The organism is Natronoarchaeum sp. GCM10025321 (assembly GCF_042663585.1).
In the GTDB taxonomy this organism is placed as follows: domain Archaea; phylum Halobacteriota; class Halobacteria; order Halobacteriales; family Natronoarchaeaceae; genus Natranaeroarchaeum.
This window is the reverse complement of the sequence record NZ_JBHTAN010000002.1, coordinates 14372-27122: the sequence shown is the minus strand read 5'-3', so window position 1 is coordinate 27122 and position 12751 is coordinate 14372. Positions and strand designations below refer to the sequence as shown.

At 61.7% G+C, this 12751-nt stretch carries 5 protein-coding genes and 3 pseudogenes; 4 read left to right on the top strand and 4 right to left on the bottom strand.

Going from position 1 to position 12751, the window contains the following annotated elements:
* Positions 1-7: 7 nt before the first annotated feature.
* A pseudogene (locus tag ACFQL3_RS01860) lies at positions 8-673 on the bottom strand (BREX system ATP-binding domain-containing protein); the annotation flags it as partial.
* Between ACFQL3_RS01860 and ACFQL3_RS01855 the strand changes: the two are divergent.
* Positions 670-1863 (top strand): annotated as a pseudogene (locus ACFQL3_RS01855) (type B DNA-directed DNA polymerase); the annotation flags it as partial. The pseudogenes ACFQL3_RS01860 and ACFQL3_RS01855 overlap by 4 nt on opposite strands.
* A 174-nt stretch (positions 1864-2037) precedes the next feature.
* Positions 2038-3306, top strand: a complete 1269-nt coding sequence (locus ACFQL3_RS01850) for an orc1/cdc6 family replication initiation protein (protein WP_377050886.1) — start codon at positions 2038-2040, stop codon at positions 3304-3306.
* A 664-nt stretch (positions 3307-3970) separates the two neighbouring features.
* Here the strand turns inward: ACFQL3_RS01850 and ACFQL3_RS01845 are convergent.
* Both ACFQL3_RS01845 and ACFQL3_RS01840 read right to left on the bottom strand, forming a co-directional pair.
* On the bottom strand, positions 3971-4294 hold the full coding sequence (locus ACFQL3_RS01845; protein WP_377050884.1) for a hypothetical protein: 324 nt from the start codon (positions 4292-4294) through the stop codon (positions 3971-3973).
* A 20-nt stretch (positions 4295-4314) separates the two neighbouring features.
* Positions 4315-5291: pseudogene (locus ACFQL3_RS01840) on the bottom strand (IS1595 family transposase).
* A gap of 194 nt (positions 5292-5485) precedes the next feature.
* Here ACFQL3_RS01840 and ACFQL3_RS01835 point away from each other — a divergent pair.
* Both ACFQL3_RS01835 and ACFQL3_RS01830 read left to right on the top strand, forming a co-directional pair.
* Entirely contained in the window at positions 5486-6412 is a 927-nt protein-coding gene (locus tag ACFQL3_RS01835) for a helix-turn-helix transcriptional regulator (protein WP_377050882.1), read from the top strand.
* Complete coding sequence (locus tag ACFQL3_RS01830) at positions 6409-7212, top strand: DUF6036 family nucleotidyltransferase (RefSeq protein ID WP_377050880.1); 804 nt, start codon at positions 6409-6411, stop codon at positions 7210-7212. The genes ACFQL3_RS01835 and ACFQL3_RS01830 overlap by 4 nt, the downstream gene beginning before the upstream one ends.
* Positions 7213-7497: 285 nt before the next feature.
* Here ACFQL3_RS01830 and ACFQL3_RS01825 read toward each other — a convergent pair whose 3' ends face one another.
* Positions 7498-12504: a sacsin N-terminal ATP-binding-like domain-containing protein gene (locus ACFQL3_RS01825; RefSeq protein ID WP_377050878.1), complete on the bottom strand. Its 5007-nt coding sequence runs from the start codon at positions 12502-12504 to the stop codon at positions 7498-7500.
* Positions 12505-12751: the final 247 nt, after the last annotated feature.

Sequence of the window (12751 nt, the reverse complement as noted above, 5' to 3'; positions counted from 1 at the left end):
TTGAGTATCAGACCTTTCCTTCGACCCAAGCAGCTGTAATTTTATTTTCCTGCGATTCTGCGGCATCATCGAGGATGCGGCTACACATAGATAGGACCTGTCGGATATTGCCTTGTGATGTTTGGAGAATTAAATCCAACGCCTCCTCAGAGAATGGGTCTATCCCCTCATTTTTATCAGAAGTGACCCTCTCTTGATCTAAATAATCACTCACCAACTCATAGAGGTTCTCACTGGTGAGAGGCTTCAGAGCCACTTCCTCGCCGATGCGCTCCGAGAACGCGTGATACTCGCTCATGACGTCCTGCCAGACTTCGGGAGCACACCCGAACAACATACAGAGGCCCGAACTGTTCTGATCCATCAGGTGCCGAATACTGTTGAGTGTTGCCTGTTCATCCTTAGGTGAGAGTCGTGCGATGCTCTCGAACTCGTCGACGAAGACGAAAATACCGGTATAGCCGAGTTCGAGCAGCATATTTTTGAGTGCGGTGAAGGCCCGAACACCCATCGTGTCGTCGTCGAGTGCGCTGTGAATTTCCATCTCCTTGCGCTGCTCGTATCGAATCCCCTCAGCGGTGAGCCACTGCCACGCGTAGAGATTCGTGTCCTCGTACACCATGTGGATGATGGCACGTGCAAAATCGGCGAATTTCGTAACATCGCTGAGGCGGCTTCATCTTCGCGCCCGAGGTCGGCCTCCACGAGAACGTCCACGAACTCGACTTCTCCTCGTTGTATCCGAACATCATCTGTACGCGGAACGTCTCGCCGGACGTCATCCGATGTAGCTGCCACAGCGACCGCGACGACATCCCCGGCCTCGGATACTCGATCTGCGACGACCGGGGCTACCTCGTCGACGTGCTACAGCCGGTCATCGACGCTCGCGACGAGATCAAGGCGGCCATCCGTCGCGAGAAGGATCTGGACAATCCTGACGAGGATCGGCTGGCGGAACTCGAGGGGCGGTCGGGAGCGCTGAAGTGGATCCTCGTCGCCTGCTTTGGGTATCAGGGGTTCAGCAACGCGAAGTTCGGCCGTATCGAGTGTCACGAGGTAATCAACGCGTTTGCTCGCGAGATTCTGCTGACGGCGAAACAACGGCTGGAAGCCGGCGGCTGGCGCGTCGTCCACGGCATCGTCGACTCCATCTGGGTAACCCCGGACCCTGACGTCGACGACGAGGACCGCGAGGACCTCGAGACGCTCGCGACGGCAATCACGGAAGAGGTCGAGATCCGGCTCGAACACGAAGCTCACTACGACTGGGTGGCGTTCGTGCCGCAGCGCGAGAGCGACGCCGGCGCGTTGACAAAGTACTTCGGGAAGGTCGCCGGCGACGACGATTTCAAGATACGCGGTATCGAAGCTCGGCAGCGCTCAACCCCACCGTTCATCGAGGACATCCAGCGGGACTGTCTCGAACGGCTCGATGCAACTCGATCTCCGGACGCCGTCCTCGACTGTCTCCAGGACGCGATCAAGCGCCTCCACGCTGGAACGGTGCCGGTCGAGCAGCTCGTCGAACGGAATCGTGTCTCCAAGCCGCTGGAAGGGTACACGCAGAACACGCAGAACGTGGCGGCGCTGAAGCGGGCTCGGGCCCAGGACCTCGCTATCCACCCGGGACAGGACATCGAGTACGTGGTCGTCGACGACGAGAAGAGTTCGCGAGAGCGGGTCGCGTTGGCCCACGAAGAGGTAGAGTCGTACGATGCGGCGTACTACGAGACGCAACTCGTCAGAGCGGTCGAGAGTGTGCTGGCACCGCTTGGCTGGGATCGGACAGACATTCGACGGAGACTCGCAGAGACACGAGAGCTGGAGCTGACGGAGTTTACAGCAGCCCGGAACGGATGAGTAGTCTCAAATCTCTTTTGAGGTGAGCAAAATCACAAGTGGGCGACGAGGTCGATCCCATTCACACTCTGGGGGGTCCTGCTCTCTGGAACACCCCCCGGAGTGTGAATGGAGGCAAATCAATCACACCGAGGGTAGACAACCTATATGTGAATGGGGTGAATTGGTCTGCTTATGCCAAACAACGATTCCACGCAAACAACCGTCGACGAGATATTAAATGTCGACGAGGGGGATAGCGAAGATGAATCGGATATTTTTGAGAAACCGTGGTTGCTCGAGATCGATAACGTTCCTGACGCCAATCGAATTGTCGGACGAGACGACCGTATCACGTTCTTGGCCAAGAATCTCCGAAAGATGCGGACAAACAGCGTCCCGGATAACGTCCTGGAGTGGGGAGAAACCGGGACGGGGAAGACACTAGTTGCAAGACACGTCTGCGAGCGGCTCGAAGCAGCAACTGCAGGAACGGACTCCCCGATCGTTACCGCATACATTAACCCGGACCCCATCTCTACGTATACCTCCACCTTCCGAAAGATTGCAGAGCAGGTGAACGCGAAAGCAGAGAACCCGCTTGATGTCCCCTATCAGGGCCTCTCAGCCGAGCATTATCGGGATCAGAAATTGTGGCCCGTTGTTCAGAGGGAGTTCTCTGGCGGCCTCGTCGTCATCATTGATGAAATCGACAAGCACGGAGAAGTCAACGAGGTCCTCTACACGCTATCACGGACACAATCAAAAGACGACGTTGACTTCCCAGTCGTTACAATCGGGATTTCGAACGACATCGAATTCAAAGGAGAAATCGAGTCACGGGTTCAATCGACTCTCCAGCCAGAACACCGAACGTTCACGCCGTACGAAGAAGACCAGATCATTGCAATCCTCGAAAATCGACGGGACGCATTTTATGACGGTGTCCTCGATGAGGAAGTGATTCCAACCACAGCTGAACTCGCAGCTGAAGAACACGGTGACGCTCGACGAGCAGTCCGATTGTTCCGGAATGCGGGCGAGATCGCCGACGAAGAAGGCGATGATATCGTGACCGCGAATCACGTTCTCGAAGCTGACGAACTCGTCGAAGTTGAGCTCTTTATGGAGATGGTGAAAGGGACTCCGTTGTCCGGGAAATTACTCCTGTTTGCTCTCACACGTCTTGACCGGAATAACCCGGAGAAAGAATGGTTCCGGACGTCAGAGATTCACGAGGTTTACCAAACAGTAGCACGGGATGTCGAAGTAGAGCCCAAGGGGTACAATCGTGCGCTTGAGCTTCTGAACAAGCACGTAACGACAGGAGTTCTCGAATCGAAAAAGAAGGAAGGCGGAGATCAGGGGAAGTTCAGGTCGTATTCGCTCCAAGGAGACGTCGAGAGTACACGAACTGGACTGATCAACTCGACGCCGGAACTCCAGACGTTGATGGGATGGTGACACCCCCACCCCTCGGTGTGAATGGTCCCCCATAGGATACGACGGTTGTAGAGATAGAGCAGGAGTCGAGGAAGCAGGGTCGTTTGTCTGAAGAACCTAGTACGGCACGGAGAGCGGCTTACACGTTCTTCCCCGGCAGCTGACCCGACCCGCTACTGCACCGCACCGCAGCTGTAGTTATCTTTATTATACTACAGTCTAAACAGTCCTCCGAGTAGTTGCATTCTGAAAGGCGAGGCCTTGTGCCGAAGCCGAAGGTTCGCCACTGAGGCGAGAACCCTCCCTACGGCGTGAGGACTTCTGCTGTTAAGGGCTTCTTAATCGCGGTACCCTGGGTGGTGGACCATTCACACTGAGGGGTGTGGGGGTAAACGAGGCGTAATCTATCCCCGTGTTGCTCTGTCTTCTCTCGGCATGAAGTCTCGTTAGAGAGTGGCAGTTGGTAGACCATTCACACTGAGGGGTGTGGGGGTAAACGAGGCGTAATCTATCCCCGTGTTGCTCTGTCTTCTCTCGGCATGAAGTCTCGTTAGAGAGTGGCAGTTGGTAGACCATTCACACCGAGGGGTGTCGGGTAAACCGATCCCATTCACACTCTGGGGGGTGTCATCTGCTACGCTACGAATCACGTTGAAACGAACATCTGGCTCCAGTTCAATCTCGTCTACTCGTCGGGATTCACCGGCCCTTTGTACTTCGACGTCACTGAATCTCCTTCCCGCCACTGCCAGTAGTAGTAGCGGTTGTCGTTGATTTCCTTGATCGTGATCGTCGCCTTTGCCGGCACGTCCTCTGGGAGGTCATCGGGGCGCTCCTCCACGTCGGCGTCGTCCACCACCTCCTCGAGACGAGCTTCCCGCTCTTTGTGTTCGGCCAACGCCTCAGCGTAGCTGGCAACGTCCCGAAGATGCTCCGGTGTGGCTTCATTGAGCGTGTTGACGATCTCCGTCGGGAGGTTCGCCGGTGGGGTCGGGGGTTCGTAGGACATGGGCTACTCACGTGTCGCTCTTATGTAGAATTGCGGAAAGCCCCGATAATGAGACAGTCAACGATTGACTCGGTGGATGCACCTGCTAGAGTCAGTGAGCGCACGATGCCGAAGGTGTGAGCGGCCTGTTCCAAGCCTTGCTTGGACAGGCCGCGGAACTTCCGTAGCCACGGCTGGACGAGCGAAAACAGGCATTCAGCTTGGTTAATATGGACGCCTTCTGGCGATACGTACCGCTCTTTGTGTACGACCGTTCGGTGGTCACGCTCCATCTCGCGGTATGCTTGGAGGCCATCGGTCCAGACCTCTCCCAGTGGCTGGGAGAGGTCTTCAGCCAGTTGGATCACTGGTTCCAGGTCGCCGCTGTAGTCAATCCCACGCTGTCCACGGAGCACGCGAAGCGAGTCGCGGCACGCCGCGACGAGCGTCAGCTGGTCACCGTGACGGCCTCGCCAGCGCGACCGCCCAGTTTGGGACGAGCCGCCGCGAGAACGGCTGTTCCGCGGCGGCTCTTTCCCTTGTAGCCCGAACAGACCTCCCCAGACTCGTCGACTTGGGTCGGTCCGTCGATGGTCTGGTCGAGGAGACGCCAGACGACGGGGAAGCCGCGATGGATCGCGGCTTCCACCTCCCGAATTGCCGTGTGAACGGTAGTGTAGACCCGATCGAGCAACGGCGCGATCTGGTTGATACTGAGCAACGTATCGGCGTAGAGGGTGAACGCGAGAAGCACCTCGCCGCAAGAGAGGTGCTTCTCGTGAAACGGCGTTCCGTAGGTGTACACCGGCTTGAAGTTGCAGTCACGGCACCAGACACGGTCGAGATGCGGCCACGTTTGAACGGCGGTGTGGCCGCAGCGTGGACAGGACGTCTCCTCCCAGAAATCCTTGAGTCGCCGCTCGATGCGGGCATCGAGCGGCTCCGTGTCGATCTTGACGACGCCCAGCTCGATCAGCTCTCGAAACATCGCGCCGAACGCCGGCTGAGCAGAAGCCATATCACCAGATTAGCGCCGGTTCAGTGTAATGATACGGTCTTTCCGTAGCTTTGCATAAGAGCGTCACGTGTTAACCAACATGGCCCACGAATCCATAGTTTTGTTGGTTAAGATGATGGAGACGGTTCTCGCGATTGCTGGCTGTAACACTACTCGAAACTTCTTTATATACAAGTTTCGTACTATGTTACACAGTGCTCCGGCGTATCGAACTCGAGGTCCTCGCGACGGTCGACCGCGGCGACACGATCTCCGAGCTCGCGACGAAGCTCGACCACAGCGAGAGCTACCTCTCTCGTGCCGTCGGCGACCTCGTCGAGAAGGGGCTCGTCTACACGGAACGCGACGGCCGTCGAAAACGAGTCGTCCCGTCAGATGCTCGCGCCGTCGAACTCTATCAGGACCTCGTCCGCCAGCACTCCCACATCGAGTTCCCCGAGCTACTGACCGGCAAGTCACTCGAGGTGCTGTACTACCTCGACCAACCGCGAACCGTCTCCGAGATCGCCGACCAGAGCGACAACTACCGTAACACGGTCAACCGCGTCCTCAAGCGGTTTCGCGACCGTGGTCTCGTCGGGACGGCCAACGGCCACTACGAGTTCAACGCTGACTTCGGCCGCCTCCACGAGTTCGCCCGGGAACTCGCACACCATCTGCATCGCCAACGCCTCGAAGCCGTCGCCCCGAAGGGCACGATTCTCTGGGAGGACTACGACGAATCCCTCGCCCAGGCCGAAACGGAGATCGACGCGGAGGCGTTCCACGAAACCGGCCTCGCTCGATTCGCGGCCTATGACCTCCAGTTCCTGCTCACCGGCCACCGCTACTACTTATACTCTGAGGACCTCGACGCAGTCTCGCCGGCGGAGCTCTGCTGTCACACGCTACTGATCGACGACAGCAGCCGCCACCGCTCGTACTGTCTCCTCCTGCTCAGCCACGTCGACGTCGACGAGGCGGACCTCCGAGAGCAGGCGGCGAAGTATGGCCTCGAAGACGAAATCGACGCCTTGCTGCGCTACCTCGAGACGCACGGCGAGGTTGATGACGAGCAGCTCCCGGAGTGGGACGAGTTCCAGGAGCTGGCGACTGACTACGAGGTGCCACTACCATCATGAGACCAACATTCGGACGCGAGTACATCGAGAACGAATTCCAGCGAATCGGAGACGGGCTATCTGAACCGCTCACGGTCTACCTGATCGGTGGTGGCGCGATGTCGCTGCGCGACTTCAAGGGGGCGACGAAAGATATCGACCTGGTCGTCCCAGATGGCGATGCGTACGGCCAGCTGTGGGCCGTCCTGATGGACCTCGGGTATGCGGAGGTTCAATCGCTGGATCCAGATTACCGGGCGCTAGGGGCGACGAGCTGCGTCGAGAACGACGATGGGTGTCGCCTCGACATCTTCAACCAGCAGGTCGCGAACAAGCTCGTGCTCACCGACGGTATGCAAGAGCGCAGTGAGCCGTTCCTCAACCTGGATCGACTGACGATCCGGCTGGTCAGCAACGAGGATATCTTCCTGTTCAAGGCGATCGCAGGCCGCGACGACGACATCGAGGACATGAATATGCTCGTGCAGGCCGGCCTCGATTACGACGTCGTCCGGGATGAACTCGAAGCCCAGATCGAACGTCTGGGGGACGATCAGTTCGCCACGTTCGCGAATGAGGCCCTGGTCGAACTCAAGGAGCGGTACGGGGTGACCACGCCGATCGAGGCCCGCGTCCAAGAGCTCACGAATAGGTACTACCGGGGGCTCGAAGTCCTCCAGTCACTCGACGAGCCGATGACCGTCGACGAACTGGCCGCCGAACTGGAGCTGGATGCCGAGGAGGTTCACGACCGGATCGCGTATCTCTCAACGTTCGACCGGGTCCGTCGAGATGACGGGACTGTTCGCCCGAGAGAATAGTCCTCTCTCCGCCCCTACGCAGAGGGAAGCCGGCCATCTGGGCGAGGCACAGGCCGCGCTTGATTTCGTGATCGACGCGGCGCAGATGCTTGTAGCCCCCCTCGGGTGAGCGCTGCTGCCAGTCGGGACAGGTACACGACTCGTCGACGACGTCGACGCTGTCGACCCCTTTTTACCGGATAGAGGCTGATCCGATCGAGTTCTGGGATATCAGTGGGTTGGCGTGGCGGGGTGGTACCATCTTCCCTCCCGGCAGGGCTGTTGTTGAGCGCTACGGGTCGCCGCTCACTCTTCCCACTCGATGGGCTGCCGGATGATCGGGTCCGCGTCGAAGTCGAAGCTCCGCAGGTCGACCTGGACGTTCCGCTCTCGCTTCTCCCTTGTCCGGTTCCGGAGCCGTTCGAAGGGGCGGGGAATCTCGAGGAGCTCCGCGTCGCCGCTGTTGCCAGTCCTGATGTTCCGGGCGACGTAGAGGTAGTAGAACTCACTTAGCGGACCCCCGGCGGCCTTCCACTCGTTCCACGAGAGGGAGGGTTTGCGTGTGTTCACGCCAGACGTCTTGAGCTCGATACAGCGGTCAACGATCGCTCGTCCGTCGGCGTCCGTGCGGAGCGTGAGGACGTCGAACCCGGGGAATCCTCTGTTTAGTGGGTTCTCCGCACTGGAAAGTCCTCGTTCGTCCCCGAACCGTTCGATGGCATCGTCGAGCGACGGGTGTTCCTCCCGCATCTGATCGTAGATCTCGGGCGTGTGAACGTCGAATACCTGCTCGTCGGGAGTGGCTTCGCCCGCCTCACGGAGCCGCTCTCGTTCGGCCTTCATTGTCAGCTCCATCCCGAACGCATCGATCTCGGTCCGGTACTCCTGAGACGTCCCGTGGCCGGCCCCTCCGCCACCACCTCCTCCGTTCGTCTGTGCCTGTCCCCCTGTGGAGTCCCTGGACGAACGGCTCGCGGGAGCGGCTTCAAGCAACGACTCCGCTATCCGTCGGTCACCGATGCTCGTCACCGAATCGATAGCCGGCACCTGCGCGGAGTGGGCGGTACCGCTGGTTTCCGTGCTCACGGTCCGCTCCGCTGGTTCGTGTTCCGATCGGTCGTCCTCCTCGGTGTCGTCGGCCATGTACGGCTCGGGGGCGACAGGCTCCAGCTCCTCCTCTTCCATATCTGGCTCGTCCCGTTCTTCGGCAAATAGCTCTTTCCGGGTCGCTTCGACCTGTCCGGAGGGGACATCGCTCCCCACGGTCCGCAAGCGATTTTCGAGCGTCGTCCCGGGCTCTGGCTCACCTAATGCGTGGTCGACGAGCGTGTTCACTGCCTCGTAGTACTGGGGAACGTCGAGCCGTTCCGTGTACGCACCGGTCAGAGCATCGACGAGCGCCCCGCGGTCCAGCGTCCGGTCGACCAGTACCCGGACGATGCGGTCTCCATCCCGCTCGAGGTGGTACGCTTGTGGCTCCGGCGGCCGGTTCTCGTCCCAGCTCCCGTCGGCCAGCGAGATCCGGAGGTCGAGGTTCTCGACGAAAGTCAGCTGCTCGTAGAACGTCCGGGTGGCGCTGCGGTCTTGGTCGACAAGGAACGCCGACTGCCGGTTCGTCCGGAGCCGGAGCAGGAGCGCAGCGAGCAACGTCTCGAGCCACACCTGATCGACGTCGGCGTCACCCATCGAGAGGGGGAGCGGTGGGCAGTCCTCGTACGCCGGCTCCCTTCGGACGGCCGTTCGCAGGTCCCTCGCCCCACAGTAGCTGCCGAAGCTCGCCGCCTCCGGCTTGAACAACGCCAGAATGGGGACACCGAGGTTCGCGTACCGGTCACGGCTGCTTCGGGACCGGACGTAGTACGCCTCGCTCGCGGGGACGAGTCTGTACTCTTGGTCGACCCGGCAGAGAAGGTCGACGTCCCCGAGCCCGGTGTCGTCTGGGCGCCACTCCGCCGGGAGCGGCTCACCCTGTTCCAGCCCGGGAAGCAGTTCCGCGATGCGCGTGTACAGCAGCTCGACGGTGCTGGCGAACTGGGCGGGGTCTTCGGAGATCTCGAGCAGCTCCCCGATACGGTTGACAGCGTGGTAGGCATCCTGTGGTGAGAACGACTCCTGATCGAGGCGCCGGCCGATTCCCAGCGTCTCGGCGAGCATCGAGACTGCCTCGGATTCGTCCGTCTCCCTGGCCGGGAACCCCGCCGTGACGAACGGGAGCAACGGGCGTTCCCCCGAGACGTCGAGGCTGAACCGCTCCTCGTCGGCGTCGGGGAGCCGCCAGGCGTCGGGCGGCCGGACCGCACCGAACGTCGTCGGGACCCACGCTGCCTGCCGGAGCTGCCAGACCCAGAGGTTCTGTCCCAGGCGCTCGCGCTCGTCCGTGGTGAAGAAGTAGCTGAGGTTGCTCCCACGCCACTGTTTGTTGGTGAACGCCGCCACCTCCGCGTGGCGGTGGGCCGAGAGCCCGCTGTCCCACCAGCACACCAGATGGCGCAGGAGCCGAACGCCGACTGCCGACTCCTCGCGTGCCGCACTCGTCAGCTCGTCGGCGTACTCTAGGGCGTTGACCTGGGAGAGATACTGTTGGCTACTGTCGGGGATCTCCGGGTCAACCTGGGACGCGAGCTGTTCGCGGTAGGCTGTCCACTCGGACTCGGTCAACCCGCGGTAGCGGTGGTCGACCGGCCGTGACTCGGTTTCGAGCGCCGAATGCGAGCTGATCGTCGACCGCGGCGGGCGGCTGAGCCCCTGTGTCTCGCGGTAGCGGTGCCGGGTCCCGGCGTCCGGAGCGAACAGCGGGAGCGGCCGGACGTGTTCGGCGACACCGAGCCACTGCAGGAACGCTGCCCAGGCGAGATGCTCCTGGTCGGGAGGTTCGCTCTCGGCCGGGTCGAGCCCGAACCACTCGGGCGGCGCGAGAAAGCGTGGTTCGAACCGGTCTGAGTCGGTGACGTCGCCGACCGCCCGGAGCAGCTCCTCGACGTGTGCGTCCTCCGGCCGGCCGAGCGCGGTCTGCCACGCCGAACTGAAGTAGACTCGGTGGGCGGGCTGCCACTCGACGGAGTCGTCCGGGCCGACCGTCGGGACCGGGAGGCTGGCGAGCGCGGAGAACGGCTTCCGCGAGGACTGATAGAGCAGCGGGGCGTCGGGCGATCGGTCGTTCTCGGGCGACTGGACCGCTGCCATCCGACGGATCGTTCCGAGGGTCTCCAGCTGGTGGAGCGTCGATGGGTCCGCTTCGGGGGAGTTCGGCCCGGGTAGCTGGGGGCTGATGGCTGCGTCGAACACCTGGGCGAACTGGTACTCCTTGACGTTCCAGACGGTCCGGAGGTCCGACCCGAACTCCGCCGGGAGCGCCGCCTCCCTGAGCGGTTTGGCCCGGTTCGGGTCGCTGCCGTGGTAGAGTTCGCTTGCAAGAAACTGGATATCCGGGAGCGCACCGCCCGCGATGTCGTTCTCGGGCGGCATGAACACGGTCCCGTCACGGTTGGCGCGCCGAATCGCCTGTGCCGTTTCGTCGTCCCACTCGACGGCTGTCGGCAACACCGGTACGCGACGGCAAGCGTCGTCGAACGCGGCGCGGTCGTCGTCGCTCTCGAGCGGTTTCCGCACGGCGACCAGATACTCGAGCACGGGGTCTATCAGGAGCCGACACGGCTCGGCGTCCTCGGGCACCGAAATCTCCCACTCCTCCTCGCTTGTCAGCCGGAGCGGGGGGTTGACGGACGCGTCCGCGAGAAGTTCGGGGACCAACGCGGTGTCGAGTCGGCTCGCGCCATACGCTTCGAGCGCCCGTGTCTTCCGGTGAGCCAGCAGTGTCGCTTCGGGGAGCCCCTCCAGCGCCTGCGGGACGGTGGCTCCGGTCTGGAGGAGCTGGACGAACTGCTCGCCCAGCGTCGGGAGCTCGGTCGACGTCGGCGGGAGACGGACGGCGTCGATACTCACGCTATCGTCGCCGAACGCGCTCGGTAGGAACGGGACCGGGCTGACGGCGGCGTTCACCTGCTCGAAGAGGCAGTGGTCGACGTCGCCGGGTGTGAACGACCACTCCCGCCGCTGACCGAGTGAGGGGTCGAGCGCGTCGACGAACGCTGCGGGCGTGGTCGCCGACGCGCTGACGAACGGCAGTACTCGCTGGGCGAATAACGTCCCGACCTCCTCGAAGAGGTAGCCGTTGAACTGCCCTTCGTAGCCACGTTCACCGTCGTGATCGAGCGTCAGGTTCCGCCGTGACGTGTCCGACTGGAACGTCCCTGTGACCAGCGCCGGGATCGGACTACGCTCTTTCGTGGGGAGGAAGACGTGGACCATCGGCGGGCGGTCCCGGGACTCCCCGTAGACGGGATCGAGCGCCCAGTCACTCATCTCGGCCGCCGGCGCGTTGGTCGCGGGCGTCGCGCGAAACGCCACACCGACGCGTAACTGCCCCATCGCGTTGATCTCCAGGTCGGTGAGCTCCGCTCGCTCGGCGACGCGGTCGCTGTCGATCTCTGTGCGCTCGAAGAGACAGTACCAGTCGGTCGTCGCCGACGTCGACCCACCGTCGACGGTCTCCCGTCCCACCTCGATGAGCGTCGCGTTCTCCTCATCTCGAAACTCCTGCCGAGAGAGGCGCCAGCTCCGCTCCCAGGTCGGACACTCGATGTCGATACGTGCCAGCTCCGGCAGGAGTGCGACCGTGTTGGCGCCCAGTGACTGGAGCTTTCGCTGGATGGCGCCGTGGTGCTGTGCCGAGTCTCGGAGCGGGAGTTCGAACACGGTCGTGAAGTCCTCTTCGAGAAGTGACTGGACATCTGCGGGCGGCTCCGCCGGGTGGGGGAGCGAGAGCAGCGGAACCTGATCTGCTTCGACCTCCCCGTCGAACGCGCCGGCGATCACCTGATTCTGGATCAGGGTTTCGGCGGAATGCCCCCGGTGGAACTGAGCCTGTACCGACTCTGAGAAGACACGAGGGTTGTCGGTGACACCCAGCACGGAGGTGAAACCCCGGCCCTTGTGGCCGATCGTAGTGTCCCCGGCTTTCGTCGTCCGAGTCGTCAGCGTCAGCGCGTAGAGGTCCCCCATCGAGAACGGAGCGCCGTTGTTGGCGACCAGCAGCCGGTCGTCGGTGAGGAGGATCTTGACCGCCGGCGTCGCCGTCTCGTCCATCTCGTCGACGGCGTTCTGCAGGAGTTCGAAGATGAACCGCCCCTCGTAGTCCGCGCGGTCCTGCCGCTCGGTCCCGGCGTCGGACTCAATGCGGTCCGGGTTGCTCTCGTAGGTCCCGACGTGAAGCGACTGGATGTCGGCTATCGACTCCGGGACGTCGTCGTTCATGCCCTGACATATCTTCCCGGACGTAAATATAGTCTGACTACCACAGCATGGCTACGACATCGCGCTCAGGCGCCACCCTCGACGGGCAACGTCACGAAGAACGTCGATCCCCACTCGTCGCGAAACGAGACGGTGCACACGTCGTCGTCCTGTTCCGATGACAGCTCTAACACCGGGGGACGAACCCTGTGCTCGCTGTTTCGTAGCTATGGGTGAGAGTTATGTCGTTCTCCGACCGGATAGCCTT